18 protein-coding genes are annotated in these 15,320 nt (G+C 58.7%); 9 read left to right on the top strand and 9 right to left on the bottom strand.

Annotated elements, in window-relative coordinates; translation table 11 throughout:
* Nucleotides 1-404 precede the first annotated feature (404 nt).
* Nucleotides 405-3,257 (bottom strand): glycoside hydrolase family 3 C-terminal domain-containing protein, encoded by a 2,853-nt coding sequence (locus tag O9H32_RS16965; protein WP_269867307.1) that lies wholly within the window; start codon nt 3,255-3,257, stop codon nt 405-407.
* Nucleotides 3,258-3,490: 233 nt separating this feature from the next.
* Complete coding sequence (locus O9H32_RS16960) at nt 3,491-3,715, bottom strand: hypothetical protein (RefSeq protein WP_269867306.1); 225 nt, start codon at nt 3,713-3,715, stop codon at nt 3,491-3,493.
* A gap of 282 nt (nt 3,716-3,997) precedes the next feature.
* Here O9H32_RS16960 and O9H32_RS16955 point away from each other — a divergent pair, with 282 nt between their 5' ends.
* From O9H32_RS16955 to O9H32_RS16945, 3 genes are all read left to right on the top strand, one after another.
* A complete protein-coding gene (locus O9H32_RS16955) occupies nt 3,998-4,417 on the top strand; it encodes a MerR family transcriptional regulator (protein WP_269867305.1) in 420 nt (139 codons plus the stop codon).
* The gene (locus O9H32_RS16950; protein WP_269867304.1) at nt 4,414-4,941 is read left to right on the top strand and encodes a hypothetical protein; all 528 of its coding nucleotides are present in this window, start codon (nt 4,414-4,416) and stop codon (nt 4,939-4,941) included. The genes O9H32_RS16955 and O9H32_RS16950 overlap by 4 nt, the downstream gene beginning before the upstream one ends.
* Nucleotides 4,942-5,201: 260 nt before the next feature.
* Complete coding sequence (locus tag O9H32_RS16945) at nt 5,202-5,354, top strand: hypothetical protein (protein WP_269867303.1); 153 nt, start codon at nt 5,202-5,204, stop codon at nt 5,352-5,354.
* A 133-nt stretch (nt 5,355-5,487) separates the two neighbouring features.
* Here the strand turns inward: O9H32_RS16945 and O9H32_RS16940 are convergent, their stop codons facing one another.
* A complete protein-coding gene (locus tag O9H32_RS16940; protein ID WP_269867302.1) occupies nt 5,488-6,222 on the bottom strand; it encodes a hypothetical protein in 735 nt (244 codons plus the stop codon).
* A 148-nt stretch (nt 6,223-6,370) separates the two neighbouring features.
* On the opposite strand from O9H32_RS16940, the gene O9H32_RS16935 reads away from it, so the two are divergent.
* From O9H32_RS16935 to O9H32_RS16925, 3 genes are read left to right on the top strand one after another with little or no spacing between them, the layout of a single operon-like run.
* Entirely contained in the window at nt 6,371-7,165 is a 795-nt protein-coding gene (locus O9H32_RS16935) for an RNA polymerase sigma factor (protein WP_269867301.1), read from the top strand.
* Nucleotides 7,096-7,824, top strand: coding sequence for a DUF4179 domain-containing protein (locus O9H32_RS16930; RefSeq protein ID WP_269867411.1), 729 nt, complete (start codon nt 7,096-7,098; stop codon nt 7,822-7,824). The genes O9H32_RS16935 and O9H32_RS16930 overlap by 70 nt, the downstream gene beginning before the upstream one ends.
* Nucleotides 7,821-8,300: a hypothetical protein gene (locus tag O9H32_RS16925; RefSeq protein ID WP_269867300.1), complete on the top strand. Its 480-nt coding sequence runs from the start codon at nt 7,821-7,823 to the stop codon at nt 8,298-8,300. The genes O9H32_RS16930 and O9H32_RS16925 overlap by 4 nt, the downstream gene beginning before the upstream one ends.
* 80 nt (nt 8,301-8,380) lie before the next feature.
* Here O9H32_RS16925 and O9H32_RS16920 read toward each other — a convergent pair whose 3' ends face one another.
* Nucleotides 8,381-8,776: a PadR family transcriptional regulator gene (locus tag O9H32_RS16920; protein WP_269867299.1), complete on the bottom strand. Its 396-nt coding sequence runs from the start codon at nt 8,774-8,776 to the stop codon at nt 8,381-8,383.
* Nucleotides 8,777-9,074: 298 nt separating this feature from the next.
* On the opposite strand from O9H32_RS16920, the gene O9H32_RS16915 reads away from it, so the two are divergent.
* Both O9H32_RS16915 and O9H32_RS16910 read left to right on the top strand, forming a co-directional pair.
* On the top strand, nt 9,075-9,656 hold the full coding sequence (locus tag O9H32_RS16915; RefSeq protein WP_269867298.1) for a CBO0543 family protein: 582 nt from the start codon (nt 9,075-9,077) through the stop codon (nt 9,654-9,656).
* 193 nt (nt 9,657-9,849) lie between these two features.
* Nucleotides 9,850-10,107: an SRPBCC domain-containing protein gene (locus tag O9H32_RS16910; RefSeq protein ID WP_269867410.1), complete on the top strand. Its 258-nt coding sequence runs from the start codon at nt 9,850-9,852 to the stop codon at nt 10,105-10,107.
* A 165-nt stretch (nt 10,108-10,272) separates the two neighbouring features.
* Here O9H32_RS16910 and O9H32_RS16905 read toward each other — a convergent pair whose 3' ends face one another.
* Nucleotides 10,273-11,220 (bottom strand): helix-turn-helix transcriptional regulator, encoded by a 948-nt coding sequence (locus O9H32_RS16905; protein WP_269867297.1) that lies wholly within the window; start codon nt 11,218-11,220, stop codon nt 10,273-10,275.
* A 142-nt stretch (nt 11,221-11,362) separates the two neighbouring features.
* On the opposite strand from O9H32_RS16905, the gene O9H32_RS16900 reads away from it, so the two are divergent.
* Entirely contained in the window at nt 11,363-11,788 is a 426-nt protein-coding gene (locus O9H32_RS16900) for a VOC family protein (RefSeq protein WP_269867296.1), read from the top strand.
* Nucleotides 11,789-11,890: 102 nt separating this feature from the next.
* Here O9H32_RS16900 and O9H32_RS16895 read toward each other — a convergent pair whose 3' ends face one another.
* From O9H32_RS16895 to O9H32_RS16880, 4 genes are all read right to left on the bottom strand, one after another.
* On the bottom strand, nt 11,891-12,361 hold the full coding sequence (locus O9H32_RS16895; protein ID WP_269867295.1) for a DUF523 domain-containing protein: 471 nt from the start codon (nt 12,359-12,361) through the stop codon (nt 11,891-11,893).
* A 47-nt stretch (nt 12,362-12,408) separates the two neighbouring features.
* Complete coding sequence (gene abc-f / locus O9H32_RS16890) at nt 12,409-13,995, bottom strand: ribosomal protection-like ABC-F family protein (RefSeq protein ID WP_269867294.1); 1,587 nt, start codon at nt 13,993-13,995, stop codon at nt 12,409-12,411.
* Nucleotides 13,996-14,290: 295 nt separating this feature from the next.
* Entirely contained in the window at nt 14,291-14,779 is a 489-nt protein-coding gene (locus O9H32_RS16885; RefSeq protein ID WP_269867293.1) for a PaaI family thioesterase, read from the bottom strand.
* A 42-nt stretch (nt 14,780-14,821) separates the two neighbouring features.
* Complete coding sequence (locus tag O9H32_RS16880) at nt 14,822-15,265, bottom strand: Rrf2 family transcriptional regulator (RefSeq protein ID WP_269867292.1); 444 nt, start codon at nt 15,263-15,265, stop codon at nt 14,822-14,824.
* Nucleotides 15,266-15,320: the final 55 nt, after the last annotated feature.

Genomic DNA, 15,320 nt, shown 5'->3' with positions numbered 1-15,320 from the left:
TGGGCCGTACGCAAATTGTGTCCTTGTACGGGGCTGTCCGCACACTCCGGTTTGCTAGATTCACATAAGATATAAGTATGGAACCGTCACCGCCGGCGGTCCATATCAGCGCCCATCGTGCTCCTTCAAGAGATAGACGGCTGCATCGCCAGATGCGCCGTCTATTCTCATGTCCGGACCCGCTTATTCTAGAGTCTATGAACTACTGCGGACGCTAGATCAGGCTGGACCCGAACCGCTGCCGTAAGAGAAACGCCTGTCGGCGTCCTTTAAGATCTCTGCGTGCCAGTCCATACGCTGGTGCACGGTGAGGGAATGGGTATGGGTATGGGGTTCCAACCGCTGGTGGAAAACAAGCCCCCCATATGCCATCCCGGCCATTCCTGCCCCGGTACTCTGACCGATTACTTCAGCCGCAGCCAGCTGATCTGCACAGCTCCGCGCATGAGGAGATACACATCCCGCACCCCTTCCGCCCCTGCCAGCCCGGCGCTCACCGTCGTCCATGCCTGCCATCCGCCGGTAGGCGGCACATCCAATCTGCCTGCCGCCGGGCCGTCCGGCGCGTCCAGCCGGATCTCGAGCGTTCCTCCCGGCTGCGGCGCGGTGACACGTGCTTCGAAGGCGGCTGCTCCCGCGCCAAGGTCGGCGCCATAGAAGGCGATCCGGCTCTCGCTGCCGGAGCTGCGCACGCTCAAGGATCCCTCGCGGCATTCCTCGATCGTCACACCCTCGTAATCATCATAGTTCGCCGCAAAGACAGCGCTGTCGAGCCTCCGTGGCGGCACCGTTTCTCCCTCCACCGCCAGGTTCACCAGGAGAGGAAGTACGGCGGAAGAGCCTCCGGCCATGAACGTATACGTGCCCTTCTCCACACACCACTGCTCCCGGGTCACATCCCAGAATGCCAGCTGCTCGAATGGCACCGCGAAGGTGACGGTCTGTGTCTCCCCCGGCTCCAGGTGCACGCGACAAAAGCCTGCCAGCGTTTTCAGCGGCCTCTTCACTCGCGATTCGCCTGCTTGGACATAGAGCTGCACAACTTCGTCCCCGGCAAGGCCGCCCTTGTTCTCTACGGTAACGCTTAGGGTCACACTGCCGTTCGCAGCATCCCCGCCTCCCTGCACGGCTGCTGTATGCCCCGTAACGTCTGCCTGCAGATCCCTGTAACAAAACTCGGTATACGACAGCCCGTGTCCGAACGGATAGAGCACGTCCCCGTCGTAGTATTGGTAGGTCCGCTTGCCTTTGATAATGTCGTAATCGAGCAGATCCGGCAGCGCGTCCGTAGAACGGTACCAGGTCATGTTCAGCCGGCCGCCGGGGTTATAATCCCCGAAGAGCACATCCGCCACCGCTTGGCCCAGCTCCTGTCCCGCGTGTGACGAATACAGGATCGCAGGCACATGGTCGTCGGCCCAGTTCACGGCGAACGGATAGCTGCCGATGAGGACCGCAACGGTGCGCGGATTGGCCTCCATCACCGCCCTCAGCAGTGCTTCCTGTGCTGGAGCCAGCGTGAGATCCGGCCGGTCGACGCATTCCTTGCCGTTAATAAACGGCGAGTTGCCGAGGACTACGATGGCCGTGTCCGCTTGGCGGGCCGCCTCCGCCGCCGCCCGGATGCCGTCCTCGACCAGCTCGGTCACGAACCGCTCCGCTGCTGCATGGCCGGTATCGCCTCCCGCACCTGCCGTCAGGAACCCTTCACCGGCGGCTGTAATTTCCCTGCCGTCCCAGGACCTCCAGACCCAGGAACCCTCCGGCCCTTCTGCGAAGGAGAAAGCTTCCTTCACGAACCAGCCCCTGGCCTCCTCCGCCGAAGCCCGGAGCGTCCCCTCCTCGCTTTCCGTTACGAACAGCCCCCGGCTCTCGCTCTTCAAGGTGGTGCTTCCCCAGCCCCAATCCGTGAGCTCGAAGATCTCAGCGTCTTCGGCCGCACTGGCATCCGCCGTAAGAGTCTGACCCACCGCGCCGCTGAGCCGGACATACTTGCCCGTCCGCAGCGAACGGATGCGGATGCGGTCCCCGCCGGTGCGGTGTACGACCCCCTCACTGCACAGCCGCTCCCGCACACCCGCAAGCGGGGTAACGCGATACGGCGGCGTCCCGCTGTACCAATCGGTGTGAACCACGTCTGCCAGCGGGCCGATCACTGCGGCGCCCGCCGGTGTACCCAGCGGCAGCAGGCCGTCGTTCTTCAGCAGCACGATGCCTTCCCGTGCAGCTTGCAGCGCGAGCTTGGCGTGCTCCGGGGCGCAGAGCTTCTCCTCCGGCACATTCGCATACGGGTTGTCCTCTCCGCTGTCGAATTCGCCGAGCCGGATGCGGACTCGGAACGTATTGCACAGCGCCCGGTCGAGGTCTGCCTCTGCCAGAAGTCCCGCTTCCAGCGCATCCCGCACCGCGCGAAGCGTAATCTCTGCGTCATCGGTAATACTGTCGATGCCGCTGCGGACCGAGGCCGCCACCGCTTCCGCGTAGGAAGCGAAGTACCGGTGGTCGTTCACCGTGCCGAGCACGTCTCCCGCATCGCTCACCACGAATCCGTCCATGCCCCACTCGCCTTTAACGATGGCGTTCACATCCCCGTTCAGGTTGCACGGCGTACCGTTCACCGCGTTATATGCGGTCATCATCGACTGCGCTCCGCCTTCGCGGAAGGCCGGTTCGAACGCCTTGAGGTAATACTCCCTTAGATTGCGCGGGTCGATGGAAGCCGAGCATTCGCCGCGCCCGATCTCATTATTGTTGCCAAGAAAATGCTTCAGGGTCGCTGCCGTCTTGAGATAGAAGGGGTGGTCTCCCTGCAGTCCTTTCACGAGCGCCGTGGAGAGGCGTCCTGTCAAATACGGGTCTTCGCCGTACGCCTCCTCCGTGCGCCCCCACCTTGGGTCCCGTTCCATATCCACTGTGGGAGCCCAGATCGTCAGGCCGTTGATCTCCGGATCGCGCTGGTAATACACTCTCGCTTCGTCCCCGATGGCCGAGCCGATCTCCCGCAGGAGCTCCGGATGCCAAGTGCAGGCCAGCCCGATGTTCTGCGGGAATACCGTCGCCTCGCCGAGCCAGGCAATGCCGTGGGCGCCTTCGGTTCCATGCTTATACTTCCGTATGCCGAGCCGGGGGATCTCCTCCTGGTACTGGCACATCTGACCGATCTTCTCCTCGAGCGTCAACCGGGATACGAGATCCCGGACCCGCTCTTCAAGCGGCAGCCCCGTGTCCAGGAAGGGCAGCTTGGTATGTGTCGTCATGCTCCATCTCTCCTCGCAACAATCTATCTGTAATCGCTTACGAATCTCAGTATATCTGCTATTGTAGCTCCTCCTCTTCCCCCCTCCTACCCTGCGAATTCCCTCCCTTTTCATATCAAAACCGCACATACAAAGCTGGAAAGAAAGGACCCGACCCCATAGACCTTTGCCGGTTGGACAGAAAAGGGAGTCCCCGCTTCTCCAGCCCAAAAAGAGCTGCCGCCGGCAGCTCCTTAAGTGTGCGGTTCCCGCGTAGTGCAGTGCGCGGGCCATTTCCTTTTGTGTTTCAGGGACCGGACCGCGAGCTCAATCTGGATGACGGATAAGCCGGTCACCCTGGAGACCAGGGTCAGATCCTGCTCTTCCGACAAATACGGATGCCGGGTGAATACAGACAGCACCGTCTGTTCTTGAACGGACAAGTCCTCCGGTAGTGGCGCCTGCTTGGACTCTTTCATAGCTTCCTCCTCTGCTGTCAGAAGTGGACATGAACGGGTCCTACGAATGTATGCTTGTCCCCGCCATATTATTCGTCTCTGCCGTGCTTCCTTGAGTCTGGGGAAACTTGATAGGTTTTGATCGGAATTGTCCCCTTTTGTCAATCTTAGCTCGTCTCTCCTCATTCGGGTTGCTTTCCGCATTCGGCAACGTTATAATAACACTCAAGTGTATATGTTACAGTAAACTGTATATTTGTCACCTTGCTGATAAGAAGAAGAGCGTTACAAAGGAGGATACGCATGCAAACCTACACCGCCAAAGAAATCACCGAAAGACTGCTTGGGGATTATCCGCAGATTAATCTGCGGACGGTTCGGTATTACACGCAGATCGGCATCGTCCCCCCACTCGAGCTGTCGGGCAACAAGCGAGTCTATACGGAGAAGCACCTGCATTACTTCCGTGCTGTAATGACGCTCGCCAAGACCGGGGAAACGCTCGCTTCCATCCAGCAGAAGCTGCAGGATCTGCCTCTGAAGGAGATCGTCCGAATCGGAAACCAGAGTGCCGTGGTGGGAAGCCGGCAAGTCCTCCACAACGAAACCCATAAAGTGAATGAGGATGTGTACATCACTCTAGGTCCCCGTGTATCGGCTGAATTGAAGACTAAAGTCATTGAGACCGTAACCCGGCTCGTGAAAGGGGAGGATGCACCGTGATCCGGATCCAATGGGCCAAATCGGTCATGGAAAACGAAGAGGGAATGAACCACTTGTGGCTTCGGCTGCCGGCAGATCCGCACATCCGAACGATGGACATTACGGTCGAACTTCCCCCAGGGATGTTCCGGTCACCGAACTTGAACGGTTATCCCGAAGACACCTCGGGCGTAGCGCGGGTAAATCGGGGCGGCCCAGAGCTAGATCTCCTTTACGAGATCTATACGGTTCAAGCTGTTCCCTGCGGGGAAGCCGACCTGCTCATCCGGCTTCGCTGCATCGATATCGATGGAAAGTCTCGGGAATACATGCGGCAGGCCAAGCTTCTTCTAAGCGCCGACCCTTGCCTCGTGCCGGAGATCGACGAAGAGGTAGCTGAGCGGGTCAAAAGTCTCGCAGCCCCTCTGGACGAATCCTCGCCGCTTTCGGAGAACGGCAGTGATGCTTGGCAGGTTGTGGTTCCACGCGTGGATGCTTCCGGGGAGCTGTCCGAGTGGGAGCGCAAATACCGTGTCGATGGCTGAGGGGGTAACCCCCTCCTATCGGATTCTCCTCTGCCATTTTGAATAGCAGATTCTATGAATTGTTCTTTATAAAGGATTCTTTAGAACCGAGTTCTGTAATTTCTGATATAGTTAACCTAACAAGTTTTTGGGAGCTATGACTTCGACATCCGCAAACTGGGCACTTGGATGCGAACGAGCTGGTAGTGCAACCGACCATCTTCTATTTGGCGGAGGGTCTTTTTTATTATCCTCTCCAACATCAATTAGGGGGTGTCATCATGGAACAAGAGAAAATCGTCAAGGCAGAGGACATTATTGCATTCTTGGAAATCGATCCGAAAGCATTCACCGCCTGGTGCGAACGGAATCTGCCGCAGAGTTCTGCGTGTGGACCGCAAACCTACCGGGAGTTGAAGGAGCTCGTCTCCTAGAACAGCCTGAACGGACGTTACCGGTAGGATGAGGAAGTCTGCTTTTATATACCCGGCCCAAATAGGGACATGTCAAGCTTTCGTTGACATGTCCCTATTTATTTGGAGTACGCCCCCCATCACTCAACCCAAGCTACCCCGAACGATGCAGCCAGGCCGTAACCGCGCCAAGCACCTTCTCGAGATTCGTCGAGCCTTCGCTGTCGCGGTAAGAGGCTCCGCTGCGGAAGTAATCCGGATGCCCGCCGAGGAGCGGCAGCGAAACGACCGCCCCCGGCGCATACTTCCCGGCCCGCCATACCGGCAGCCCGCCCCGCCCTCTGTCCCAGCCGCCCCAATGGCCGAGCCGCGTGACGGGATCGGATGCCCGGCCTCCCGCATCCACGCCGCGGATGTACAATGTAACAGGGGCCAGATCCGGCGGAACCGGGCACTTCGGCGCACCGATCATCACGATTCGGAAGGCGTCCGGCGGCCTACCTGTACGGCGCATGAGGATCGCTGCCGCGTGGACGGCCGCAACGCCTCCGGCACTATGCCCGGCCAGAAGGACAAGCCTTCCCGGAGAAGGCGGCCCTGCAGACCATACCGTTTCCGCCGCCCGGCCGCCGCCCAAGGACCGCTCTACCCGTCCGGTTCCCAGCAGCAGATCGTGCCTCGATTCGTGCAGCTGCCGCAGCAAGCCCCGGCTCCGCTCTCCGTATGGATACAGCTGCTGCTGCGGAGCCGTTCCGCTCCCGGACGCAGGGAAGCGCCGCGCGAGTTCCCTGCCGAATTCCTCCATGAAATTCGGGTACGTCGCGATCCCGGCGAGGCAATAAATGGTTAAGGCAGACTGCTGTCCGCCGCAGGCGTGTTCATCGTTCATTAGGACCCTCTCCGCTCGACATGGAAGCTGCATCCATTATACCACACGAGCCTCCTTGCCCATTAACCAAGGAGTTTTTCGTTAGAATCGAACCTTTTGGGTAGTTCAAAGCGTATAGGGTGCGAATGAAGCAACAGAGGAGGAGCCCGTGGAACAACTTGGGATTTCGGAGATGGAAGCACAGGACATGTTCCGCGAACATGCCCCTTATGTTTATGGTATCGCCCTGATGATGACAAACTCCGCCGCTGCAGCGGATGATCTTACGCAAGAGACGTTCCTGCGCGCTTTTGCCAAATACAAGCTGTATGATCCGGCCAAGCCGCTGCGTCCCTGGCTGTACCGCATCACCGTTAACTTGGCAAGGAGCATGCACCGCAAACAGCGGTGGCTCACTTTCCTCGGACAGGTGCCGGAGACAGACAGCGGGAACTGCGTCGAGGACATCATGGTACGGCAGGAATCGGACCTGGAAGTCTGGCAGATGGTAGGCACGCTGTCCAAAAAAAGAAGAGAAGTCATCATTCTCTTCTATTATGCGGGTCTGCCCCTTCCGGAAGTGGCCGCGACCCTCGGCATCCGGCTCGGTACCTGCAAATCGAGACTGCACGCCGCGCTGCAGCAGCTGCGAGGGCTGGACCGCACGCCCCTCAGCCAGCATCCGGCACTTGTGAAGGAGGGCTTCAAATCAACGCAGGCCATACGAATGAGAAGATTGCCCCGGGGGGCGAGGCGGAGACGGCCGGGACTTCCACCAGGCACATGGAGTCGCTCTCTCCCTCCTTCCCCTTCGAGGTGCTGTGGCAGCGATATCAGCAGGGCGCAGGGGACAGGAGGCCGCGCAGTCGGAACCGGGCGGCTTGGGGAGCAGCGGTGGTCATCACAGGAGCCGCCATTCTGCTCGGCACCGCTTATACGTCCCCTGGAGTCAGCGCCGCGCTGAGACGCATTCCCATGATTGAGCTTCTGTATCAGAAAGCCGGGGAGAACAGCTTGCTATTGAGCCATGGGCTGGACCGGATCTGGGAGCAGGAGCTCAGTACGGCCGTCAATCTGTCGGTCACCGATCAGGATATCCGCTTCACGGTCACCGACGTTTTTTATGACGGGGTGCAGATCGTCGTCTCTTACGAAGTGGAATACTTGAAGATGGAGAGAAAGATGACCGAGCAAGAGGTGGGCGTCTATTACGACTACAGCATTGTCGGAGCACATCCCACCCTGAGCGGCACCCATGAGTATACGATTACAGGCGACCATACGTTCGTGTGCACAACGATCATCGAAAGCGATCCTCTGCCGGACCATCCCCTTCTGCATGTTGAGGTGCCGCGGATCGGCGATACGTACGGTCAATGGAACGTCACGGTCCCCCTCTCGCTGGCCAAGACCGCACCGGGTACGCACGTCATTCGGCCGGCACTTGTCTCGTCATATCGAGGAATGGAATTTACCGTGGACGAAGTGAAACTCACACCGGTGTCGACACAGCTCGTGATCAAGACGAACTATCATCAGCAGCTCGGATTTATGCTTCTCGACGACCTGGATACCCCTTGGAAATGGGCGGCGGCATGGGCGGCAAAGGAGAAGTCCGAATGAACTTCGATCCTCCTCCCGCCATTAATCCTCATCCTGAATTTCTGACATTGGTCGTCAGGCCTACAGATCAGATCAATGACATGGCTCAACGCGAGGTGTACCTGGAGTACACGGGAGTCTTCCCTATGGTGATGGAGGGCGCCCAGGGAGGAACCGTAACCGTGACGGATATAGAGTTCGGCCCGGAGAAGACCATCCTCCGTTACACCTCCAGCGACGCGGCCAACCAGCTCCCTTTCCTGAGGCTGGAGGATGCAGCCCAGGAATGGTACGGCGCGACAAGCCAGCCGGTCCGCACATCAAAGGACGCTTTCTCCTACGAAGCCGAATACCCGCCCATCCCTTCTACGGATGGCTTGCGGCTGCTTCTTGTCATCAATAAGTGGGAAGAGGACGCCCAGGCCAAGGAGCCACCCCTGCGCATTCGGATCCCTGTCGAGTGGCCGGATTCCACGGCGTCAGCCCCAGCCCGCTAACTGAGGACGCGTTTCCCCATGATGAAGAACAGCCGCAGACTTCCGGCAGGAAGTTTACGGCTGTTTTTTACAATACATCCTTATGATGACCGGATTGAAGCGAATTGACCCACATACGAGTCGAACAGCTTGTAGACCTTTTGCGCCAGCTTCACGCGGTCCGGAAGATCGGAGAGCAGCGCACGAAAGTAGACCATGCCGGAATCGGTGATCTCATAATACCGGTTATACCGGTTGTCGTCTCCCCATTCCCGCTTAACATGCCCGTTTTCCGCCAGCTTCTTGAGCCGGGCACTGAGATATCCGTCATTCACGCCGACCCCGTCCAGCGACTTGATGATCCATTGCTCCATCTCGCTTGCATACCGTCTGCCCTTCAGAAGTTCCGACAACACCATGAAGTCGATGACCTGCTGCACTTTCACTACATGTCCAAGCGATTCTTCCTTGACGACCGGGTCCTGGTTGCGTGCCATCCGCTTCTCACCTCGTCTTCTGGATATAGTCATCCGTCCTGCTCCCATTATATCCCACGATTTATGGGGAAACAACACACTTGTTCCCCTTTTGCGAGATTCATGGAAACGGTGTGCATCGCGACAACTTCATATTCAGCGCTGAAATATAACCGATTATCAAGCTCCCCGGCCTCTTCCTCTTCTTCTTATGAGAACATGTGCATCCGACCTCCCCTTCTGCCTTAGCAAAACTTTAGAATGGTATATCCATTTTATGCGAATACTTTTACCACCAAATGTAAAAGGGTGAGGGCACATGCCACCGAAGCAACAAACTTTTTTTGAGCACTTGCGGCAATTAAAAAAACAATTTTCTACCGATCATATGGAATACTGGTTTCAATATTCTACCATGAATACATGGCAGTTTTGGGTTTGCCTGATCTTACTCATCGGTCCGTTAGTTCTGCTTTACTTCCAGCTGGATCGGAGCAAAGCTTTTCACTTTGGATTTTTCGGTTACAGCGTCCATGTTTTTACCGCCTACGCGGATACTTTTGGCGTTACCAAGGGACTCTGGGACTACCCCTATAAAGTAATCCCGATTCTTCCCGTCAGTTTGATGGTCGATGCATCCCTGGTACCCGTTGTCTATATGCTGGTGTATCAATGGGCCGTCAATCACCGTAAATCCCCAGTGCTTTTCTTAACGCTAACCAGCGTATGCTTTGCCTTTATCCTCAAACCTTTTCTATCCCTCATCGGACTCTTTTTGCTATTTGACGGGATGAGTTTCTTCCTGCTGTTTATTGCCTATATGGTGGTCATGTCATGTGCATTGCTTGTCATGTACCTCTTTAAGTATTTGCAAAGAAGTTCCATTCGCAGGCTAACGTAACACTTGCCCGGACTGCCCTACCTTCACCGGCGCTTCCGGTTGGCAGTCTCCGCTGCCCTTTTCCTGCCCCCTTTCGAGCCTATTGAAGACCTCGGATACTAGAGAAGGCCGGCCGGTTCAGCCCCCAATGAACAAGGCAGAGGACGGCTTTCCATGCAATCTTTAAGTGTGCAAACAAGTGTATTGAAAACAAATATATTCCGCTTATCCAAGCTTAGACGAGGAAAGGAACGTGGTCCGCGCCGCCTTCAGCCCGGTCTGGCCTCTGGAGATTCTGAACACCTTGACTCTCACCGAACATGAGGGTCAAACTACGCTGACCCTCCGCGGGGTCCCGATTGATGCGACGGACGAGGAGCGTGCCGAATTCGAAGCCATGCGGGGCTCCATGGAGCAGGGTTTCGGCGAGACCTTCGACCAGCTCGCCAATTACCTGGCCAGCGGCTTGTAAGCGGGGAACGCCAAAGGGGCATCCAGCCAGCTTGGTCTGTATGCGCTCCTTCCACACCACCCGCAGACTCGGATTCCACATACACCCCTCGGCGCCATCGGAGCGCCCGTCGTTCCAGACGGGCCGTACCGATCGCTTTTTTGGTATGGGAGGGCTTGCCGAAGCTTAGGAATAATGCGCCAGCAGGCCATGGAGCCTGCGCTTGATCTCCTCCACGAGCTCCGGCGGCCGGGTCACCCTGGCTTCCGTGCCCACCCCCACGAAGAACGCCGCCAGAAAGGGCAGGTCACTCTTCGGCCAATCCCCTTCGAGCCAGCCGGTTCCATCCTCGCGCCGATGCAGATGGGACACCAGCCCCACCTCGGCCTCACAGTCTTCTACCCCACGAGGGCTCAGCTCCACATAGAGAGGGGCAGTCTCCCGCTTATCAGGACTCTGGAAGCTCCGGTTCTCTAGATGAACGTGCCGCAGATCGACCGGTTCTACACCGGAATCATCCGCCGCCGCCGCATGCATCCGGTCACAGCGGAATACCCGGATCTCCCCGCGGAGAAAGCAGTAGGCGGGGCAGTACCATAGCCCGCGGAAAGCATAGATGCCGACCGGCTGGATCCGGCGGGCCGCCTTGCTCTCCGGCGGGCCGTATTCTACCGTCAGGACGTATTGACGGACGGCGGCGTCGAGCAGCACCGGCAAATACGGAAACTGGGCCAGCCGGACCGGCGTGACAAAATCGATCCGGTTCTTCATCCCATCGATCCGCTCCCGGATGTCTCCGGACATATAATGGTAGAACTTGGTCAAGGCCGAGGCCATCTCGGTGTGGAACGGCAGATAGGTATAATGGCGGAGCGCGTGGCATGCAAAAAAGATACCGACAGCTTCTTCCTCCGTAAAAGCAATCGGAGGCAAGATGCGTTCGTTCAGCACCTGATAGCCGCCGTGGGGCCCTGTCTCCGAGTACAGGGGAACACCGAGCTCGCTAAGCTCCTGCAGATCGCGGAGCATGGTTCGGGTCGATACGCCGAATTCCTGGGCCAGCTCCTTCACTGTGAACTTCCGCTTCCGGTTGACGGTCTGCATGAGCTCCAGCAGCCGTTTGGATTTGGGCATAGTCTCCCCTCCCTCTCATTGTTGTGATCTGATTTTATAATTTGTGACAATTGTTGTCACTATTATACGTTACAATAAGCCTGCAGCCCACCCCAAGGGGGACGGGCAATCCCCAATCCAAAAACCAAAGGAGCTGTTGCACATGATTACCCTGCTGACCCCCTTTATTCTGCTCGACGGCCAGGCCAAGGAAGCGATCACCTTCTATCAATCCGCGCTGGGAGCCGAACTGCTCTTCGTCCAGACGTTCGGCGAGTCGCCCGACACCTTCGATCCCCCTCTTACGGAAGAGGCCAAACAGCGCGTGGCCCACTCTGTGCTGAAGGTCGGAGAGGCCGAGCTCTACGTGGCGGACCGGCTACCCGAAGAGCCTTCCCGCCCCGGGAACAGCGTCTCCATCTGCCTCACCACCACCGATGCGGAGCAGGCCCAAATGCTGTACGAAGCGCTTCAGCGGAACGGCCGGGTAGATGCACCCTTACAGGAAGTACACTTCAGTCCGGCATACGGCATCGTCACGGACGCCTTCGGCATCACCTTCCAGCTCTTTACGAAACGGAAGCAATAGAATAAGGAAGCGAAAGAACACGTTCTGCGAGTTCCACTTTCCGAAGTCCAATAAGAAACAGGCTGCCGCGGGCAGCCTGTTTCTTGTGATTCGCTATTCTGCTCAGGGCCCGAGCTTCTCGAGCAGCTCCCCTACGTTGTTCTCCGAGTACACTTCGATCCCGTGGCGCTGCAGCAGCGCGGTGGTAACGCCGAAGCCGGGCTCCTTCGTTCGCGTGTACGTGCCGTCATAGATCATCGAGCTGCCGCACGACGGGCTCGATTCCTTCAGCACGGCGTACTGTGCTCCCGCCGCCTGCGCGGTCTTCAGCGTCTGCTCGGCCCCACGGACGAACTCGGCCGTCACATCTTCGCCTCCGTTCGTCACGACCCGGGCTCTGCCATCGAGCACATCCCCGCCCCCGCCGCCTACAATCTCGGCCGGCGGCCTCGGAGTGGGCAGCCCGCCGAGCTGCTCGGGGCAGACGAGCACGGCCCGTCCTTCCCGCAGCAGCCGGGCAATATCTTCCCGGTAGTTGTCGCCTCCGTCGTAGCGTGTCGCAAGTCCCGCCAGACAGGAACTGATGAGTATCATACGGATTCTCCCTCCTCTTTATAGCGCTAATGCTTAAGGCTTCGCCCTCATGTCCCCCGGAGCACCCGCCGTCTGTCGATCAGCCTGTGGAACTCGGCATCGAGCTCCTTCGCACCCTCCACGCCCGGCATGCTCAGCCGCCCCAGCACTTCCGCCAGCCGCAGCTCCACCTGAAGCAGCTCGTTCGCGGTATCGTCCGGGGCCGGTGCGGCTTCCGCTCCGCCCTTCCGGCCCTCCCGGTACTCCGCATATCCTCCTGCGAAGGAAGATACCCCTCCGTCCCGGATCTCGAGGATGCGTCCGGCCGTCCGTTCCACGAAGCGCCGGTCATGGGAGACGAAGAGGACGGTTCCCGGGTAGCCGGCAAGCAGGCCCTCGAGCGCCTCCAGGGACGGCGTATCGAGATAGTTCGTCGGCTCGTCGAGGATGAGCACATTCAGGTCGCTGAGCACCAGCTTAGCGAGCGCCGTCTTCACCCGCTCGCCGCCGCTGAGATCCCCTGTCCGCTTATGAACGTCATCCCCGCGGAGCAGCAGGCGTGCCAGTACGAGGCGGGCTAATGCATCATCATGGATGCTGGTTTCCCTTACATTCTCCAGCACGGTACGCCCAAGGTCAAGAATATCGAGCGTCTGACTGAAATAACCGAGCTTCACGCCGGGTGCGGTGCGCACGCCCGCCCCGCCGCCGACGATGCGGCGGATCAACGTCGTTTTGCCGCAGCCGTTCGGTCCCAGCAGCGCCGCTTTCTCCCCGAAGCGCAGCCGCAGCGAGACATTGCTCCACAGCAGACGTCCGCCCGCCGAAGCTTCGAGGTCCTGTACCTCCAGCACCACCCGGTTCTTCGAGGAAGGCGGAACGGGCACGGTGAGTTTCACCTCGGGCAGCTCCGCCGGCTTCTCGACCTTCTCCAGCTTCGCAAGCCGCGTTTCGAGCGCTTTGCGGGCCTGGTGAATGCCTGCCTGCGTCGACCCTCTGCGGTCTTTGCCTAAGCGGGCTTCCGAGTTGCCGATTCGGGACGGGGCCTTCAGCGACCCAGCAGCCTTCCGCTCTTTGAGCCGGACGGCGCGCTCCAGCGCACTCCGCTTCTCGGTATAAGCTTCGTACCTCTCCTGGTGCCGCCGCTTCTCCAGCTCCTTCTGCCGTTCGTATGCACTGTAATCCCCGGTATAGACCGACACCCGCCCGCCGTCGATCTCCCAGATCTTCGTGCATACGCGGTCCAGGAAGACCCGGTCATGAGAGATCACGACCAGCGCCCCCCTTACCCTGCGCAGTCTCTCCTCCAAGTCTTCCGTGCGCTCCGCGTCCAGATTCATCGTAGGCTCATCGGCGAAGAGGATGTCCGGGTCCTGGGCCAAGACGGTATCGATGACTCTGCTCGTTATTTCGCCCCCGCTGCCGATCCCGTCTTCTTTGAACTGCGGAATGACACCGACGCTGCCGGAACGCGTCACATGACCCGCATCCGGCTCCAATGCCCCGGCGAGAATCCGCAGCAGCGTCGTTTTGCCGGTACCGTTACGGCCGACAATTCCGATCCGGTCACCGTCCTCTATTCTCAGAGCATCGGCCCCGAATAACAATCGGGGGCCGATCCCATGCTTCAAGCCGTAGGCTTCTATTCTGCTCATATACCACAAACCTCCTGTCCGGTATACCGGACAGGAGGCGCAGATGAACAGCACCCCAAGACCGCGGCAGGCAGGCCAACATGCCAAATATACGGCGGCAGGCCTGCCTTGCAGTCTTCCAGGAAGCAGCTCAAAAAGGCCGCACGAATCCTATCCGGTCCAAGATATCGTTACAGTACGATGGTCTTCTTGGGAAAGATAGGATTAGTTCTTCATCGGCCTCGGTTCACCCTCTCGTGCAATCTCTCCGTACAGCATATCTTAGACGGATCCCGCGGTTCAAGGGGGAGAATCGTTATACGGATTCTTTCCGTACCAGCTGCAGGAACGTCGCGCTCGAGGTGGACACAAGTTCACCCTGGTCCCCCCGGATATCGCAGGAAACCTGGAGCAGCTCCCGGGCCTGGTGGGTCAGACGGGCTTCGGCCGTGAGCTTTTTGCCTTTGCCCGGATGATGATAAGCCACATGCATATCGATCGTAACGAACTTGCTTCCCGGCTCGAAGCGGTGCTCGAGCATCCAGCCCATGGCCATGTCGGCCAGCGTAGCCGTTACCCCGCCGTACACGATCCGATACGGATTCAGCACTTCGGGGACGATCGGCATCGAACAGACGAAGACGTCCGGGTCTGTGCTCTCTTCCTTCACCACGTTCAGGAAATTGCCGAGAAACGGATACCGGTTTTCCTTCATCTTCTCCAGCGCGCGCAGCGTATTCTCCACGGCACGGAAACTGCGGTCGGGCAGCGCCGCGATCCGCTCAATCACTTCTTGACGGTCCATGAGATGCCTCACCTTTTATGCAAAATTGGAATGATTGTCCAGCTAACTGGATGGCTGGGCGGGATCCCCGCAGGTCATATCATGGACGATCGCCGCCAGCGTAACACTGCCGAGCTCCTCCTCCATCGCCGTTTGGGCCCTGGAGAAGGCGATCTCCAGCGTCGACTGGATGCCCCGGCCCACTGTACACTGCGGATTCGGCTTCTCGTGCAGGGAGAAGAGGCCCTCCGCTTCTCCGGCCTGCACGGCCCGGTATATGTCCAGCAGAGTGATGCGGTCCGCTTCCCGGGACAGGACCGCTCCGGGCACACCGGCCGAGGTGACGACAAGGCCCGCGCGGCTGAGCATGGACATCAGCCTGCGGATGACGACGGGGTTCGTATTGACACTGCCGGCAATATAGTCCGACGTGATGCGCTCGCCTCTATTTACCTCCAAGAGGGAGAGGATATGAACGGCGACGGCAAATCGGCTGGAGATGGCCACTGGAAGTCCCCCCTCGGTCTCATACAGTATAACGCAACTGCTTCTTGTATCGATT

The sequence above is a fragment of the Paenibacillus caseinilyticus genome (assembly GCF_027533645.1).
GTDB lineage: Bacteria > Bacillota > Bacilli > Paenibacillales > NBRC-103111 > Paenibacillus_G > Paenibacillus_G caseinilyticus.
This window is presented reverse-complemented; position numbering and strand designations above follow the sequence as displayed.

What these genes read in the sequence shown, in the direction of transcription:
- O9H32_RS16965 (WP_269867307.1), bottom strand. Translation starts at nt 3,257, where the DNA reads ATGACGACACATACCAAGCTGCCCTTCCTGGACACGGGGCTGCCGCTT.
- O9H32_RS16940 (WP_269867302.1), bottom strand. Translation starts at nt 6,222, where the DNA reads ATGAACGATGAACACGCCTGCGGCGGACAGCAGTCTGCCTTAACCATT.
- O9H32_RS16955 (WP_269867305.1), top strand. Translation starts at nt 3,998, where the DNA reads ATGCAAACCTACACCGCCAAAGAAATCACCGAAAGACTGCTTGGGGAT.
- O9H32_RS16905 (WP_269867297.1), bottom strand. Translation starts at nt 11,220, where the DNA reads ATGCCCAAATCCAAACGGCTGCTGGAGCTCATGCAGACCGTCAACCGG.
- abc-f (WP_269867294.1), bottom strand. Translation starts at nt 13,995, where the DNA reads ATGAGCAGAATAGAAGCCTACGGCTTGAAGCATGGGATCGGCCCCCGA.
- O9H32_RS16915 (WP_269867298.1), top strand. Translation starts at nt 9,075, where the DNA reads ATGCCACCGAAGCAACAAACTTTTTTTGAGCACTTGCGGCAATTAAAA.
- O9H32_RS16900 (WP_269867296.1), top strand. Translation starts at nt 11,363, where the DNA reads ATGATTACCCTGCTGACCCCCTTTATTCTGCTCGACGGCCAGGCCAAG.
- O9H32_RS16960 (WP_269867306.1), bottom strand. Translation starts at nt 3,715, where the DNA reads ATGAAAGAGTCCAAGCAGGCGCCACTACCGGAGGACTTGTCCGTTCAA.
- O9H32_RS16945 (WP_269867303.1), top strand. Translation starts at nt 5,202, where the DNA reads ATGGAACAAGAGAAAATCGTCAAGGCAGAGGACATTATTGCATTCTTG.
- O9H32_RS16895 (WP_269867295.1), bottom strand. Translation starts at nt 12,361, where the DNA reads ATGATACTCATCAGTTCCTGTCTGGCGGGACTTGCGACACGCTACGAC.
- O9H32_RS16885 (WP_269867293.1), bottom strand. Translation starts at nt 14,779, where the DNA reads ATGGACCGTCAAGAAGTGATTGAGCGGATCGCGGCGCTGCCCGACCGC.
- O9H32_RS16925 (WP_269867300.1), top strand. Translation starts at nt 7,821, where the DNA reads ATGAACTTCGATCCTCCTCCCGCCATTAATCCTCATCCTGAATTTCTG.
- O9H32_RS16920 (WP_269867299.1), bottom strand. Translation starts at nt 8,776, where the DNA reads ATGGCACGCAACCAGGACCCGGTCGTCAAGGAAGAATCGCTTGGACAT.